The following is a 15,255-nucleotide window of genomic DNA, read 5'->3' as shown; positions in this document are numbered from 1 at the left end:
CTGTATGGTGCCATGGAACTGGCGCCCCTGATGAACCTGGCCGACGAGATCGTCGACATCGTGGATACCGGGAACACCCTGCGTGCCAATGGCATGGAGCCGCGAGAGTTGATCGCGAGGATCAGTACCCGCCTGGTGGTCAACAAGGCCGCCATGACCATGAAGCACGACCGCATCATGCCCCTGATCGAGCAACTCGGGTCGGCCGTGGTCGCTCGCCGGGAAGACCGCCGGGCAAATGCCTAGCCATCACCCCCGGTGACTCGACCATGTCCGAGTGACCTGAATGAAAAACGACCCCTCAGCGGAGCCTCGACACCCGTGACAGAGATTCTTGCTTCCTTCGCCATTTCCCGCCTGTCGACCGCGGATGATGATTTCGATTCCCGCCTCCAGTCCCTGTTGGCCTGGGAGGGGGTATCCGGAGCAGATCTGCAGCACCGGGTCGATGAGATACTCGAGGCGGTGAAGACCCGGGGTGATGCCGCGGTCATCGAGACCACCAATCGCTTCGATCGCCTCTCCGTTTCCAGCATGACGGAGCTCACCCTGCCCCCGGCTCGTCTGGAAGCGGCCTATGACGGGCTGCCCGCCGAGCAGCGCGACGCTTTGACTCATGCCGCCGAGCGCATTCGCATTTATCACGAACACCAGAAGCCCGAATCCTGGCACTACACCGACGCCGACGGCACGCTACTCGGCCAGCAGATTACCGCGCTCGATCGCGCCGGCATCTACGTGCCCGGTGGCAAGGCGGCTTATCCGTCCTCGGTATTGATGAACGCCATTCCCGCCCATGTTGCCGGGGTGCGTGAGATCGTCATGGTGGTACCGACCCCCGACGGCGTACTCAACGAACTGGTACTCGCCGCTGCGCACCTGGCCGGAGTCGATCATGTCTTTACCATCGGCGGCGCCCAGGCAGTAGCCGCGCTGGCTTACGGGACCGAGACGGTGCCACGCGTCGACAAGATCGTCGGCCCCGGCAACATTTACGTGGCCACCGCCAAACGTGCGGTATTCGGTCAGGTCGGCATCGACATGATCGCCGGCCCTTCCGAGATTCTGGTGGTCTCGGATGGCGGTACCGATCCCGAGTGGCTGGCCATGGACCTGTTCTCTCAGGCCGAGCATGACGAGGATGCCCAGTCGATCCTGATCAGTTGGGATGCAGAGCACGTAAAGGCAGTCGAGGCGGCTATCGAGCGGCTGCTGCCGAGCATGGAACGCGAGCCGATCATCCGTTCTTCACTGGCTGCGCGTGGTGCGCTGATCGTTTGCCGGGATCGAGCTGAAGCGATCACCCTGATCAATCGCATCGCACCCGAGCATCTGGAGCTGTCGATGGCCGATCCCGAGTCGCTGCTGCCCGAGATTCGCCATGCCGGGGCAATTTTTATGGGTCGTTACACCGCCGAAGCGCTGGGTGACTATTGTGCCGGCCCCAATCACGTGTTGCCGACATCGGGTACGGCGCGTTTCTCCTCGCCATTGGGCGTCTACGATTTCCAGAAGCGCTCGTCGTTGATTCAATGCTCGGCCGAGGGTGCCTCGATGTTGGGGCGCACTGCGTCGGTGCTGGCACGAGGCGAGTCGCTGACGGCCCATGCGCGCTCGGCGGAGAATCGCATTATCGGTAAGTGAGCCGGCGAGTGAGCTGAATGGCTTTCATGGGTACTTGTCAGTTTTTGGAGGAATCAGCTTCCTGGAGGTGTAGGGATCGGGCGCTCACCGATCGTAATCTCGACAGTCAACGCTTCGCCGTCACGCACGATCTTGACCGGCAGGGTGCTGCCGGGTTCGATATCGGCGATATCGGCCATGGCCACACGCGGATCGAGGATCGGTTTGCCGTCGATGGACAGCAACACGTCGCCGGGGCGCAGGCCCGCCTGATCGCCAGGGCCGCCTCGTGCTACATTGGCGATGACCACGCCTTGGGCCGCGTTGAGGCCGAACGACGCCGCCAGGTCCGATGTGATCTCCTGAACTTCGACACCCAGCCAGCCACGAATTACCCGACCATGCACGATGATCTCATTGAGTATCTCGCGGGCCAGATTGGTCGGTATTGCGAAACCGATGCCATTGGAGCCCCCCGAGCGCGAGAAGATCGCGGTATTGACGCCGAGCAGTGCGCCCTTGGCGTTGACCAGCGCCCCCCCTGAATTGCCGGGGTTGATGGCGGCATCGGTCTGGATGAAATCCTCGTAGGGTGATAGTCCCAGATGATTGCGTCCCTTGGCGCTGACGATACCCATGGTCACCGTCTGGCCGACGCCGAATGGATTGCCGATGGCGAGTGCGATATCACCCACTTTGGCGTCCTGCGATTGGGCAAAGCTGATCACCGGCAGGTTGTCGAGATCGATCTTGAGCACTGCCAGATCGCTCTCAGGGTCAGTGCCGACGACCTCGGCCAACGCTTCGCGGCCATCGCGCAATGCCACTTGAATCTGATCGGCACCGCGAATGACATGATGGTTGGTCAGTACATAACCCTCGGCACTGACGATGACCCCCGAGCCCAGGCTGGAAAGCATGCGCTGACGGCGCGGCGTCTCGTCGCCGAAGAATTGGCGAAAGAAAGGGTCGGACATCAGAGGGTGTTGCTCACGTTCGACCACGCGCGATGAATAGACATTGATTACCGCCGGCGCGGCTCGATCCACGGCGTCGGCATAGCTGACTGGACCACCCGGGCGCGGCATCGGCGTCGCCTCGCGTAGTTCTGGTGCCGGGCGCACGATGCTGTCGTTATCGGCTCCGGTGGTGTCTTGCGCGCTATCGCTGGCGTGTTGTGAGAGTGCGTCGGGAGCTGCCGGTTGTGGCGTGCCGAGTAATTGAGGAAACTGGTTGAGCAGCACAATGGCCAGCAGCACACCGCAGATGACGGGCCAAACTAGCGGCATCAAAAAGCGTCGCATGAGGCGATCCTTGTCAAGGTCTGTCGAAGCCACGCTCCTCGAAGCGCATGGAGGCCATCGTTACAATGGTCGGCAATTGTAGCATTGCCAAATGACGACTGCCCGGAGGCGACAATGATAACCCGTGACCAACTGGTGCATGCCTGCGACGCTCGATTGCAGCCCGAACGCTTCAAGGATTACACCGTCAATGGCTTGCAAGTAGCCGGACGCGATCAGGTCGGTAAGGTGATGAGTGGCGTCACCGCCTGCCAAGCATTGCTCGACGAAGCCGTTGCTTGGGGCGCCGATCTGGTATTGGTTCATCATGGCTATTTCTGGAAAAACGAGCCGATAGCGATCACCGGAATGAAGCAGCGTCGGCTGCGCACCCTGCTGGTCAACGATATCAACCTGCTGGCCTATCACCTGCCGCTGGATGCCCACCCGCAGCTGGGCAACAACGCCGAGCTCGCCCGACGTTGCGAGTTCCGCGTCACCGGCTGCGCAGATGGCGAATTCGGTGAAGGTCTCCTGTGGCTCGGCGAACCACCCGCAGGACTCGGCGCGGCGGCCCTGGCCAGCCATGTGGGCCGTTGCCTGGGGCGTGACCCCCTGCTGGTGGAAGCGCCGGGGGGCGGCGAGATCCGGCGTGTCGCCTGGTGTACGGGGGGCGCCCAGGACATGATCACGGCCGCCCGGGAGGCCGGGGCCGAGGCATTCATATCCGGAGAGATCTCGGAGCGCACCACGCACATGGCGCGGGAATTGGGCATCCATTACCTGGCAGCGGGCCACCATGCCACCGAACGCTACGCGGTCCAGGCACTGGGGGAGTGGCTGGAGCAGAGTTTCGGCATCGCACATCGTTTCGTGGATATCGACAATCCGGCCTGAAGAGCGGGACTGTCCTCCCCGGAGACGAAAGTCAGTAGCGGGGCGGCTGCGGAAGTTCCTTGTCTTCCTTCAGTCCAAACTCCTCGGAAAGGGTCCCGCCGCTGCCATCGGCATAGTCGCGGGGAGCCTTCAACTGCGGGGATGCCGTTGCCTCTTCGATACCGGCGGTCGGGGCGGCCAGCCCGGGCGTCTGATGGGGTAGGCTATTGAGGCGCTCGGCGCCCTTCTCGAGATGCTGCATCAGGGTGTCACTGTCTCTCCGCAGGCTTTCGGCCAGTCCGGCGAGTTCACTGAAATGATCGTCGACGCCGCTCTTGAGCGAGGCGAGCTCACGCTCACGTTCGGCAAGTAGCCGGCGCAGCTTCTGTGTTCTCCTGGCACCTGCATTGAGCAGATGATGCCCCAAGGCACCGATCCCGATGCCAGCGAGTAGACTGGCGATGGCCAGCATCCAGTTGATCTTGCTTTCGTCCACGTCCATCTCCCTGCGGCCTTTGATGCCTGGTGCGGCGATGCTGCCGATGTCCCGCGGGCCATTATAGGACTCAGATCGATGCTCCGGTCAATGCGAGGCTGACGATGCAGGCCGGAGACCAGCTGCGTATAATACTCCTCACATCAACCTTGCTAGCGGGTGACAGATAGTCATGACGGCATCAGCCACCGAGTCGGCGCAGCATGAGAGAGGCCGGTCCGCAAACCCCGTGTCGCGATATCGTGCCGATCTCGAGCGCCCTGACTTTCATCATGATGCGTCCCAGGAGAAGGCCGTCGGCCACCTCCAGCGACTGCATGATGAGCTCCTGGCTCGCCCCCGGACAGCCCCGCGGGCCAGGGCCGAGGCCAATGGCCTCAAGTCACGCATGGCGAGCCTCTTCGGTCGCCGCCGAGAACCCGCCGACCCCGTGCTTCCGGACGTTCAGGGTCTTTATCTGTGGGGTGGGGTCGGCCGGGGGAAGACCTATCTGGTCGATGCCTTCTATGAAACCCTGCCGTTCCCCGAGAAGATGCGTACTCATTTTCACCGTTTCATGCAACGAGTGCATAACGAGCTCGACCATTACCGGGGCGAGAAGAATCCATTGACGCTGGTGGCGGCCAAGTTCGCCTCCGAGGCGCGTGTGATCTGCTTCGATGAGTTCTTCGTCAAGGACATCACCGATGCGATGATCCTGGCCAACCTGCTCGAGGCACTGTTCGAGAGGGGGGTGGTGCTTGTGGCGACATCGAACATCGTCCCCGATGACCTCTACAAGGATGGCCTGCAGCGTGAGCGTTTCATGCCGGCCATCGATTTGCTCAACCGTCACTGCCGAGTGGTCAATATCGATTCGGGTATCGACTATCGATTGCGTGCCCTGGAAAAGGCCGAAATCTTCCATTCGCCCCTGGACGAAGCGGCCGAAAGGGAACTCGCCTGCAGTTTCCGGGATATCAGCGGTCATGAGGGGGAAGAAAGGGCGCCCATCGAGATCAATCATCGGGTATTGCACGCCCGTCGCTTGCACGATGACGTCGTCTGGTTCGACTTCGTCGAATTGTGTGATGGCCCCCGTAGCCAGAATGACTACATCGAGTTGGCCAGGGAGTTTCACAGCGTGCTGTTGTCCAATGTCAGGCGCATGGATGGCGCGACGGACGACCAGGCCAGGCGCTTCATCAACATGGTCGACGAGTTCTATGACCGTGGCGTCAAGTTGCTGATTTCCGCGGAAGCTCCTGCCGAGCAGCTGTATCGGGGAGGGCGGCTCGACTTCGAGTTCCAGCGTACCCTGTCGCGTCTCCAGGAAATGCAGTCCCTCGAGTATCTCGGCCTGCCCCACAAACCCTGACGCGGTGCTTAACCCTGGCGAAAGAGTCGTGTAGAATGCCGACTCGCTCGACTGTTGCAGTCTCCTCTTCCGGGGCGGTGCAACCAAGAAAAATAGGGATGGTCCCATGCCGATCGATCGGCGGCAGGACTCAACATATCGATTCAGTGAGATTTCCATGAAGACGTTTACTGCTAAACCGCAGACCGTCAAGCGCGACTGGTACCTCGTCGACGCCACGGACAAGACGCTTGGCCGGTTGGCCACCGAAATTGCTCGTCGCCTGCGCGGCAAGCACAAGCCGGAATTCACCCCGCATGTCGATACCGGCGACTATATCGTCGTCGTCAATGCCGAGAAGGTGAAGGTGACCGGCAACAAGGCCAGGGACAAGACCTATTACCGCCACACCGGTTATCCGGGTGGTCTGCGCTCGATGACATTCGACAAGATGGTCGACCATGCACCCGAGCGCATTATCGAGTCCGCCGTCAAGGGCATGCTACCGAAGGGGCCCCTGGGTCGTGCCATGTATACGAAGTTGAAGGTATACGCCGGCAACACGCATCCGCATGCCGCCCAGCAGCCGCAAGAACTGAACCTCTAAGGGAGCCTTTGCCATGACACAGCAGTATTACGGTACCGGACGCCGCAAGACCTCTACCGCACGCGTCTTCCTGAAGGCGGGCACCGGCAAGATCACCGTCAACAGCCATGATCTCGATCAGTATTTCGGTCGTGTTACCGGCCGGATGGTGGTACGTCAGCCCCTGGAGCTGACCGACACTCTGGGACAGTTCGACGTCTTCGTCACCGTCAAGGGCGGCGGTGGTTCCTCCCAGGCAGGGGCCATCCGGCATGGAATTACCCGTGCCCTGATGGTGTACAACGAGGACTTGCGTCCTCAACTGCGTGAGGCGGGATACGTCACTCGCGACGCACGGCAGGTGGAGCGCAAGAAGGTCGGCCTGCGCAAGGCGCGTCGTCGTCCCCAGTTCTCGAAGCGTTAAACCAGCGCTAGTGCAATATCGACGCCTGGGTCTGTGGCCTGGGCGTTTTTGTTTGTGGCGTCAGTGAGTTGTTGTCGACTTACCACCATGGTCAGGGTCTCTCGTCCTTGTGCGAAGCGATTCGATTTCTTACCATAGTGCCAATTTTGGTATCCGTGGTCGCGGGATGCGTATCTGTCCGTGATATAACAACGGGTAAGCTGATGGGAGAAACCAGAGAATGGCAGATAACGGCGTGAACAAAGGGCGGCGCCGTTTCCTCGTGGGTGCCACCACCGTTGTGGGTGCGGTTGGTGCCGTCGGGGTTGCGGTCCCCTTTGTGGCTTCCTGGCAGCCGAGTGCCAGGGCGAGAGCGGCGGGTGCCCCCGTTCAGGCGGACGTGTCGAAGCTCGAACCCGGGCAGCGCATGACCGTCGAGTGGCGCGGCAAGCCGGTGTGGATTCTCAATCGCTCGCCGGAGATGATCGATCGCACCACATCGATCGACGCCTCGCGGCTGGCCGATCCCGAGTCCGCCGAGCCGCAGCAGCCCGCCTACGTGGACGGCCTGCTTCGCTCCATCAAGCCCGAGATCGGCGTGTTGATCGGTATCTGCACCCATCTCGGCTGCTCGCCGCTGTTCAAGCCCGAGCCCGGCAGCGTGGATGTCGAGGACTGGCCGGGGGGCTTCTTCTGCCCCTGCCACGGCTCGCGCTTCGACCTGGCTGGGCGTGTATTCGTCAACGTGCCGGCACCGACCAACCTCGAAGTGCCGCCTTACCGCTTCGACAGCGATGTGCTGATCACTGTCGGCGAAGATGAGGAGTCTGCCTGATGGGTAATCCGAACAAGGTCAAGGCGGAACGCGGCTTGATGCGCTGGGTCGATGACCGCTTCCCGGCCACCCAGATGTGGCAGGACCACATGGCGAAGTATTATGCGCCGAAGAACTTCAACTTCTGGTACTTCTTCGGCTCTCTGGCCCTGCTGGTACTGGTCAACCAGATTCTCACCGGGGTCTGGCTGACCATGAGCTACAACCCCACCGCCGAGGGCGCCTTCGCCTCGGTCGAGTACATCATGCGTGATGTCGAGTACGGCTGGCTGATCCGCTACATGCACTCCACAGGCGCGACGGCCTTCTTCGTTGTCGTCTACCTGCACATGTTCCGCGGCCTGCTCTATGGCTCCTACAAGGCGCCTCGCGAGCTGGTGTGGATCTTCGGCATGGCGATCTATCTTGCGCTCATGGCCGAAGCCTTCATGGGCTATCTCCTGCCCTGGGGCCAGATGTCCTATTGGGGTGCCCAGGTGATCATCTCGCTGTTCTCGGCGATACCGGTGATCGGCCCGGACCTTACCCAGTGGATTCGTGGTGACTTCGTGATTTCAGGCATCACCCTGAACCGTTTCTTCGCCCTGCACGTGGTGGCGCTGCCCATCGTCATCCTGGCGCTGGTGGTGCTGCACATCATCGCCCTGCACGAGGTCGGCTCCAACAACCCCGACGGCATCGATATCAAGGCCAAGAAGGACGAGTCCGGCAAGCCCTTGGACGGAATACCCTTCCATCCGTACTACACGGTTAAGGACCTCGTCGGTGTGGCGGTCTTCCTGTTCGTCTTCTGCGTGGTGATCTTCTACTTCCCCGAGGGCGGCGGCTATTTCCTCGAGAAGCCCAACTTCGAGCCGGCCAACTCCTTGGTGACGCCGGACCATATTGCCCCGGTGTGGTATTTCACGCCCTTCTACGCGATGCTGCGCGCGATCACCTTCTCGCTGTTCGGCCTGGATGCCAAGTTCCTCGGTGTCATTACGATGGGTGGGGCGATTGCCGTCCTGTTCGTGCTGCCGTGGCTCGATCGCAGCCCGGTGCGCTCCATGCGCTACAAGGGCTGGATATCCAAGGTGATGCTGGTGCTGTTCGCGATCAGCTTCGTGATCCTCGGCGTGCTCGGGGTATTGCCGGTCACCGAGGGGCGCACCCTGCTGTCCCAGTTGGGTACCGTCATCTACTTCGCCTTCTTCCTGCTGATGCCATTCTATACCCGGCTGGAGAAGACCAAACCCGTTCCTGAAAGGGTGACTGGCTAATGAAAAAGCAACTGTTCGCACTGCTCTTCGCGCTGGTGCCCTTCTCGGCGATGGCGGCGCCGGCAGCAGGCCTTCCCTACACGATGACGCCGGATCTTCAAGACGAGGCATCCATTCAGCGTGGCATGCAGTTCTATACCAATTACTGCATGGGCTGCCACTCCCTGGAGTTCCAGCGCTTCGCCCGTGTGGCGGAAGACTTTGACATACCTCAGGACCTGGTGGAGGAGAACCTGATCTTCTCGGACGCTCTGAAGTTCAATGACCAGATGCATATCGCCATGGGCAGCGGCGACGCAGAGAGCTGGTTCGGTGCCGCGCCGCCCGACCTGAGTCTCGAGGCACGCCTGCGCGGTGCCGACTGGATCTACTCCTATCTGCTGACCTTCTACAAGGATCCCAGCACGGGCACCGGTGTCAATAATGAGGTTTTCCCGCTGGTGGCGATGCCCAATGTGCTTGAGCCGCTACAGGGGGTTCAGGAAAGGGTATGCGCCGAGAGTGACAGGCCTATCGAGGGTGCCGAGCTGGATCCGCTGACAGGCAAGTACCAGTCCTGTGATGTGTTGCAGGTCACCAGCCCAGGTAGCATGAAGCCCGACGAGTTCGAGGAGGCGGTCTATGATCTGACCAACTTCCTGGTCTATGTCGGCGAGCCCTCCAAGCTCCACGCTCAGACCTTGGCCCCCAAGGTGCTGATCTTCATCTTCATCTTCGGCGTCATCGCCTACCTGCTCAAGCGCGAGTACTGGCGCGACGTTCACTGACACCCTGTCGAGGACTCCAGGGGGCGCATGGCCCAAGGCCATGCGCCCCCTGTGCTTGATGAGGTCTGCCGAGTGTCCTTCTGCCCTGGCGATGTCCCTCAAGCGTCGGGGTGACGTGTTATCATGAGATTTCGAATTGATGCGAGGATTGTTTCATGGGTGTAGTGGCCAAGCGGTCGTCGATGATCTTCTATTCCGGTGGTGATGATCATTTCAGTCATCGCGTGCGTATCGTCCTCGCCGAGAAGGGGGTGGCGGTGGATATCGTCGAGGTCACCGACGAGCATCATCCCGAGGAACTCGCCGATCTCAATCCCTACAACAGCGTACCCACTCTGCTGGACCGCGACCTGGTGCTCTATGAATCCAAGGTGATGATGGAGTACCTGGACGAGCGTTTTCCGCACCCGCCGTTGCTGCCTGTCTACCCGGTGGCGCGTGCCCAGAGCCGCCTGTGGATGCATCGCATCGAGCGTGAATGGTGTCCGCTCGTCGATCAGGTCCTGAATGGTCCCAAGAAGGAGGCGGATAAGGCACGCAAGGAATTGCGCGAGAGCCTGATCGGTATTTCTCCCATCTTCGAGGATGTCCCCTTCTTCATGAGTGAGGAGTTCACCTTGGTGGATTGCTGCCTGGCACCGATCCTCTGGCGCCTGCCCGTTCTGGGGATCGATCTCGCCGACAAGCAGGTCAAGCCATTGCTGGGCTACATGGAGCGACTCTTCGACCGAGAGGGCTTCAAGACGGCGCTCAGTGAAAGTGAACGCGAGATGCGTTCCTGAATCCCGTCTCCGGGATGTCCCGACCGGAATGTGCCGACAGGGAGAGGAGGGCAAGTGATGAATTCTAGTCGCCCCTATCTGGCCAGGGCGCTCTACCAGTGGCTGCTGGATAATGAGCTCACGCCCTATGTCGTCGTCGATGCCGAACAATCCGGTGTCGAGGTGCCGCGCCAGTTCGTTCAGAACGGTCAGATCGTGCTCAACATGGCACCGACGGCTGTACGCGATTTCTTCATGGAGAACGAGTCCCTGGGTTTCAGTGCCCGTTTCGGTGGACAGCCCATGCGTATCCTGGTGCCCATGACGGCATTGGTGGCGATTTATGCGCGTGAGAACGGTGTCGGCATGGTGTTTGGTCACGAACCCGTGCTGCCGGTGGTTGCGACGGAAGAGGATGATTCTCACCTTGCGAGTGTCGATAGCCCGGATAGCGATACAGAGGCCTCTGGCGAGGACGCGTCTGATAAAAAGACATCGTCTCAGAAGCCCCGCAAGAAAAAACCCTCGCTGCGCGTCATCAAGTGATGACGATGAGAATGTAGAGGAAGCCGCAGAACGGCAGGCCACTGGCCTGCCGTTCTGCTTGACGAGAAGAAGAAGGCTGCCCGTGTCAGTCCAGGTAATCGAACACCTTTACGATGCGTTGGACGCCACCGACGCGTGATACGGCATCCACGACAAGGTCAGCCTCACGGCGATTGACGATCCCCATCAGGTAGACACTGGCATTCTCGGTGATCACCCGGATGCGGCTGGAGTCGATGGTTTCGTTGCCGGCCAGACTGGTGCGAATGCGGATATTCAGCCAGGTATCCGACAGACGCTGACTGGCCGGAAGATTGGCGGCAATGGTCAGTTCATTGTGGACATTGCGGACGTTACGTACCTCGGTGGCGACCTCGGTGGCCAGGCTTTTCAGTTCCTGGCTGGGGACCTGGCCGGTCAGGAGCACCACGCCGTTGTAACTGTCCACATTGATGCGGGCATCATCGAGCCGGGCATCCGTGCGACCAAGGTTGTGACCGATCTTGGTCTCTATGCTCTGGTCTTCGACCTGTGTCCCTACCGTTCTCTTGCCATAATTCTCGTCGATGGTGCCGGGATTGGTGACGCCGGTCACGGCGGTACAGCCACCGATGATGAGCACCACGGACAGCAGCAGGGGAGTGAACAGGGTAATCTTCTTCATGGTGAGTTACTCGATTGCGCCGAAGAGTTGTTCGTCGATCAGGTCGCACAGGCAGTGGATCACCAGCAAGTGGACCTCCTGGATGCGGGCGGTGGAGGTGGCAGGCACGCGTATTTCGCAGTCATCCTGGCTTAGCAGGGAGGCCATGTTGCCACCATCACGCCCCGTGAGCGCGACCACGGCCATGTCACGGTCATGGGCGGCCTGGATCGCCTGAATGACGTTGGCGGAATTGCCACTGGTGGAGATGGCCAGCAGGATGTCGCCGGGTTGGCCCAGGGCACGGATCTGCTTGGAGAACACCTCGTTGTAGCTATAGTCATTGGCGATGGACGTCAGGGTCGAGGTATCGGTGGTCAATGCCAGGGCGGGTAGGCTGGGCCGTTCGCGTTCGAAACGATTGAGCAGTTCCGACGAGAAATGCTGGCTATCGCCGGCACTACCCCCGTTGCCGCAGGCCAGTATCTTTCCCTCACTGACCAGGCACTGCACCATCATCTGGCTGGCGACCTCTATGAAGGGCGGCAGTACCTCGCTGGCGTAGGTCTTGGTGTCGATGCTGGCATTGAAATGGCCGAGTATGCGCTGCTGGAAATCCATGTTGGGTTCCTGGTCCATTGGCGATGTCGTATAACCGTTCAGAACGCGTCGAAGGCTCCCTGTAGCCACTCAAACTCCAGTTCCGGGGAGTGGCCTGTGACGGCCAGGACGTCGAAGCGGCAGGGACATGATAGCCGGTTACGCTGAAGATAAAAACGCGCGGCGCGGATCAGGCGGCGTTGCTTGGTAGCGGTAACGGTTTCAAAGGGGTGGCCGTGGCGGGTATCGGCCCTGTGTCGCACTTCGATGAAGACGAGTACCTCACCATGGCGCATTATCAGGTCGATTTCTCCACCCTTGGCGTGCTGGTTACTGGCAACCAGGCTCAGTCCCCTTTCGGAGAGCCATCGAGCCGCGATCTGCTCGACAGCATGGCCACGCTGTCGGGCGTCACGGGGTCCGATCATCGACTGCCCTGTCATCCCATTGCCGGTTGAAGAGCCCCGGCATCAGGATAGGCGCGGGTATGCCATCCTCGAAGCGGGCCCAGGGCAATTCACGCTGGATGCGTCCATCGCTGCCCGCCGTCAGGGTGCCGGTGGCACCGAACAATTCGCTATCCGCCATGGCCTGGAACTGCGGCAGGCGCCGCGCCAGCTCATATGCATCGACGCCCATGGCCATCAGCCGAAACAGGGCAGGGTCGGATTCCTCGCGCAACTGCCGGTAACTTTCGCTGAAGGGCAGTGCCTCCACGCCACCCACCGCCGCCTCGGGAATCTGCCAGGGAATGTCAAGAAACTGAACGTCATCCAGATCATGGTCCAGCCGTGGCTGAGGACGGCCCTCATGGAGATGGGAGGTGGCATAGATGGGCAGGTCGCCAGCATTGTAGTAATCCAGTGTCGGCGGTACCTGGCGGGCATAGGCGGGAAGTGCGAGGAGGAACAGCATATCGGGACGAGGGCTCGAGACCGCGCGTCTGGTGCTCTCCGTGGCCGATGCTTGGGGGTTATAGCGGACGGCATTGGTGTTCCTGCCGCCACGGGCCTGCCATTCATCCCAGAAGGCCTCGCCGACACGCTGTCCCCAGTTGTTGTCGGGAACCAGTACGGCTGCACTGCGATGGCCATCCTGCCAGGCTCGACGAGCGGCCTGGCGTGCTTCGTCCTCCGCCGAGAGGCCATACTGGAAGAGGCCAGTGGCCTGGTTGCGCTGGCCATGTCCATAGTTCAGCGCCAGGGTAGGCAGCGGGACGCTCTCCTGATTCTCGAGTCGGGTAACCAAGTCCTTGTCCAGGGGGCCGACCACGACCTGGGCACCAAGGTTTTCGGCCTCGCGGTAGAGGGCGTCCAGATCGCCATGACTGGCGTCGAGGAAGCTCAAGCGAACTCTACCGTTTCCGCCATTGACCACATTGAGGTGATGGGTACGCATGCCGTTGCGGATCGCGCCGGCGACCCCGGACAGGGCGCCGGACTCCGGGAGGAAGACGGCAATATGGTTGACCTCCTGACCACGCAGGTCACGCAGCGCCAGCAAATCGGCAGGCAACTGGCGTGAGGCCGGGTGTCGTGGGTATCGATCACGCCAGGTATCGAGGCGGGCGAACAGGTTCTGGATGTCGCCACCGCTGGACCTTGAAAGCTCGGCGAGGGCCAGCCAGCCGAGGGTCAGGTCATCGGCACCCTCGCGCAGGTCGCTGAGTTCGCGGCCGTCGAGACGCGACAGGGCCTTCCAGATGGGGTCGTTGAGCCGCTCGCTGTCGGTACGTGCCTGAACTCTCAGGAGTTCATCGGCGGCGGCTGCCGGCTCGTCGACTTCGAGCAGGGCGAGGCCCAGCCGTTGGCGCAGGGAGATGTCCTGATCCCCGGACAGGTCCAACTCATCCAGTTTCTGGCCGGCTCGTATCACTGACCAGGGATCATTCAGTTCCTCACCCAGTGACGACAGCAGCAGGGCCCAGCGAGTCCGAGACGCAGTCGGCAGGAGGTCATCCTCGATGTCATCGGCGATCTCGAGTGCCTGGGTGCGCTGTCCCTGGCGTGCTAGGATATCTGCCGCTTCCAGCCGTGTCAGCGCGGCTTGCTCGGGCGCCTGCTGTTCGGCGCGTGACAGCAGCTCTCCGGGGTCATCGTCGGGGAGTCGGTCGACGAGCCCTGGCTGGGAGGCGCAGCCAGCCAGCAGCAGCGTCATCAGCGCGGCGACCAACAGGCCGCGGGGCAATATCTGCATGAATCCTTCCTCGTCAGTGGAGCTTCCAGGAACCGATATGTCTGACGCCAGTATGGGCACATTGTACGTCGTTGCCACACCAATTGGGAATCTGGAGGATCTTAGCGCCCGGGCAATCCGTCTGCTGGGTGAGGTGGCCTTGATCGCCGCCGAGGATACTCGCCACAGCGCGCGCCTGTTGCGTCATCTGGGGCTTTCGGTGCCCATGCTTTCCCTGCATGAGCACAATGAGTTGGCCCGTGTCGATCAACTCGCGGAGCGGCTTGCTGCCGGTAGCGATATTGCCCTGATCAGCGATGCCGGCACTCCGCTGATCAGTGACCCGGGATTCGTGTTGGTGCGCGAGTTGCGACAGCGTGGTCATCGCATTGTGCCGGTGCCCGGTCCCTGTGCTCTGGTGGCGGCACTGTCGGCCGGCGGGCTCCCCACAGACCGCTTCCTGTTCAGCGGCTTCCTGCCGGCCAAGGGCTCGGCCCGGCGGGCCTGTCTCGAGGCACTGGCCGAGCATGCGGAGACGCTGGTCTTCTATGAATCACCACACCGTATCCTCGCTACCCTGAAGGATCTCAGTACCACCCTGGGGAATCGTGACCTGGTGCTGGGCCGCGAGTTGACCAAGACCTTCGAGACCTTTCTGGAGGGCACCGCGGCTCAGCTCCTGGCTCGCATGGAGGAAGACCCCGACCAGGCTCGTGGCGAATTCGTGATCATGGTGGCCGGTGTCCCCAAGGCGGCTACCATGGATTGCGCCTCTGTGGAGGCCGATACCCTGCTGGGCGCCTTGCTGGCCGAAGAGGTGGGCATCAAGCAGGCAGCGGCTGTGGCCAGCCGTGTACTGGGGGGATCCAAGAAGACCTGGTATGCCCGTGCCCAGACCCTCAAGGACGCCCAACGCGATTGAGGCCGGGGCGGCGCACTGTTATGCTCCCCCCGGGAGTTGGCCAGACAGTCGCCGCCCCGCATCTATTGCTGATCCTTCGATTACCGACCCTTCGTCCTCTGTCCTCTCGGCTGGAAATGACGGCGTAGTTTCAAGATGGGATAG

General features: G+C 61.3%; 17 protein-coding genes and 1 pseudogene. 12 read left to right on the top strand and 6 right to left on the bottom strand.

Annotated elements, in window-relative coordinates; genetic code table 11:
• Together hisG and hisD are read left to right on the top strand one after the other, a co-directional pair.
• A pseudogene (gene hisG, locus ACESMD_RS06325) lies at nucleotides 1-246 on the top strand (ATP phosphoribosyltransferase); the annotation flags it as partial.
• A gap of 75 nt (nucleotides 247-321) precedes the next feature.
• Nucleotides 322-1,644: a histidinol dehydrogenase gene (gene hisD, locus ACESMD_RS06320; protein WP_372611383.1), complete on the top strand. Its 1,323-nt coding sequence runs from the start codon at nucleotides 322-324 to the stop codon at nucleotides 1,642-1,644.
• A gap of 53 nt (nucleotides 1,645-1,697) precedes the next feature.
• Here the strand turns inward: hisD and ACESMD_RS06315 are convergent, their stop codons facing one another.
• The gene (locus tag ACESMD_RS06315) at nucleotides 1,698-2,927 is read right to left on the bottom strand and encodes a Do family serine endopeptidase (RefSeq protein WP_372611381.1); all 1,230 of its coding nucleotides are present in this window, start codon (nucleotides 2,925-2,927) and stop codon (nucleotides 1,698-1,700) included.
• Nucleotides 2,928-3,041: 114 nt separating this feature from the next.
• Here ACESMD_RS06315 and ACESMD_RS06310 point away from each other — a divergent pair, with 114 nt between their 5' ends.
• A complete protein-coding gene (locus ACESMD_RS06310; protein WP_372611379.1) occupies nucleotides 3,042-3,803 on the top strand; it encodes a Nif3-like dinuclear metal center hexameric protein in 762 nt (253 codons plus the stop codon).
• 31 nt (nucleotides 3,804-3,834) lie between these two features.
• Here the strand turns inward: ACESMD_RS06310 and ACESMD_RS06305 are convergent, their stop codons facing one another.
• On the bottom strand, nucleotides 3,835-4,278 hold the full coding sequence (locus ACESMD_RS06305) for a YhcB family protein (protein WP_372611377.1): 444 nt from the start codon (nucleotides 4,276-4,278) through the stop codon (nucleotides 3,835-3,837).
• Nucleotides 4,279-4,450: 172 nt separating this feature from the next.
• Here ACESMD_RS06305 and zapE point away from each other — a divergent pair, with 172 nt between their 5' ends.
• The 8 genes from zapE (at nucleotide 4,451) to ACESMD_RS06265 (ending at nucleotide 10,771) form a co-directional block, all read left to right on the top strand.
• Nucleotides 4,451-5,635 (top strand): cell division protein ZapE, encoded by a 1,185-nt coding sequence (zapE, locus tag ACESMD_RS06300; RefSeq protein ID WP_372611375.1) that lies wholly within the window; start codon nucleotides 4,451-4,453, stop codon nucleotides 5,633-5,635.
• 157 nt (nucleotides 5,636-5,792) lie between these two features.
• Nucleotides 5,793-6,221: a 50S ribosomal protein L13 gene (gene rplM, locus ACESMD_RS06295; protein ID WP_372611387.1), complete on the top strand. Its 429-nt coding sequence runs from the start codon at nucleotides 5,793-5,795 to the stop codon at nucleotides 6,219-6,221.
• 13 nt (nucleotides 6,222-6,234) lie between these two features.
• Nucleotides 6,235-6,624 (top strand): 30S ribosomal protein S9, encoded by a 390-nt coding sequence (rpsI, locus tag ACESMD_RS06290; protein ID WP_372611373.1) that lies wholly within the window; start codon nucleotides 6,235-6,237, stop codon nucleotides 6,622-6,624.
• A 220-nt stretch (nucleotides 6,625-6,844) separates the two neighbouring features.
• Entirely contained in the window at nucleotides 6,845-7,438 is a 594-nt protein-coding gene (petA, locus tag ACESMD_RS06285) for a ubiquinol-cytochrome c reductase iron-sulfur subunit (RefSeq protein ID WP_372611371.1), read from the top strand.
• Nucleotides 7,438-8,697: a cytochrome bc complex cytochrome b subunit gene (locus tag ACESMD_RS06280; protein ID WP_372611369.1), complete on the top strand. Its 1,260-nt coding sequence runs from the start codon at nucleotides 7,438-7,440 to the stop codon at nucleotides 8,695-8,697. Before petA ends, ACESMD_RS06280 begins: the two co-directional genes overlap by 1 nt.
• The gene (locus ACESMD_RS06275; RefSeq protein ID WP_372611367.1) at nucleotides 8,697-9,464 is read left to right on the top strand and encodes a cytochrome c1; all 768 of its coding nucleotides are present in this window, start codon (nucleotides 8,697-8,699) and stop codon (nucleotides 9,462-9,464) included. The genes ACESMD_RS06280 and ACESMD_RS06275 overlap by 1 nt, the downstream gene beginning before the upstream one ends.
• 155 nt (nucleotides 9,465-9,619) lie before the next feature.
• Nucleotides 9,620-10,246 (top strand): stringent starvation protein SspA, encoded by a 627-nt coding sequence (gene sspA, locus ACESMD_RS06270; RefSeq protein WP_372611365.1) that lies wholly within the window; start codon nucleotides 9,620-9,622, stop codon nucleotides 10,244-10,246.
• Nucleotides 10,247-10,303: 57 nt separating this feature from the next.
• Nucleotides 10,304-10,771: a ClpXP protease specificity-enhancing factor gene (locus tag ACESMD_RS06265; protein WP_372611364.1), complete on the top strand. Its 468-nt coding sequence runs from the start codon at nucleotides 10,304-10,306 to the stop codon at nucleotides 10,769-10,771.
• 85 nt (nucleotides 10,772-10,856) lie between these two features.
• Here ACESMD_RS06265 and ACESMD_RS06260 read toward each other — a convergent pair whose 3' ends face one another.
• The 4 genes from ACESMD_RS06260 to ACESMD_RS06245 are packed head-to-tail and all read right to left on the bottom strand — an operon-like array spanning nucleotide 10,857 to nucleotide 14,210.
• A complete protein-coding gene (locus ACESMD_RS06260; RefSeq protein ID WP_372611362.1) occupies nucleotides 10,857-11,435 on the bottom strand; it encodes a BON domain-containing protein in 579 nt (192 codons plus the stop codon).
• A gap of 6 nt (nucleotides 11,436-11,441) precedes the next feature.
• Nucleotides 11,442-12,035 carry a phosphoheptose isomerase gene (locus ACESMD_RS06255; RefSeq protein WP_372611385.1) on the bottom strand — a complete coding sequence of 198 codons (594 nt, stop codon included), beginning with the start codon at nucleotides 12,033-12,035 and terminating at the stop codon, nucleotides 11,442-11,444.
• A 38-nt stretch (nucleotides 12,036-12,073) separates the two neighbouring features.
• A complete protein-coding gene (locus ACESMD_RS06250; protein WP_372611360.1) occupies nucleotides 12,074-12,442 on the bottom strand; it encodes a YraN family protein in 369 nt (122 codons plus the stop codon).
• Entirely contained in the window at nucleotides 12,426-14,210 is a 1,785-nt protein-coding gene (locus ACESMD_RS06245; RefSeq protein ID WP_372611358.1) for a penicillin-binding protein activator, read from the bottom strand. The genes ACESMD_RS06250 and ACESMD_RS06245 overlap by 17 nt, the downstream gene beginning before the upstream one ends.
• A gap of 37 nt (nucleotides 14,211-14,247) precedes the next feature.
• Here ACESMD_RS06245 and rsmI point away from each other — a divergent pair, with 37 nt between their 5' ends.
• The gene (gene rsmI / locus ACESMD_RS06240) at nucleotides 14,248-15,111 is read left to right on the top strand and encodes a 16S rRNA (cytidine(1402)-2'-O)-methyltransferase (RefSeq protein ID WP_372611356.1); all 864 of its coding nucleotides are present in this window, start codon (nucleotides 14,248-14,250) and stop codon (nucleotides 15,109-15,111) included.
• The last annotated feature ends 144 nt before the right edge of the window (nucleotides 15,112-15,255 follow it).

Source organism: Halomonas sp., assembly GCF_041689495.1.
Taxonomy (GTDB): Bacteria; Pseudomonadota; Gammaproteobacteria; order Pseudomonadales; family Halomonadaceae; genus Halomonas.
The sequence above is the reverse complement of the archived record's forward strand: the minus strand, read 5'-3'. Positions and strand labels throughout refer to the sequence as shown.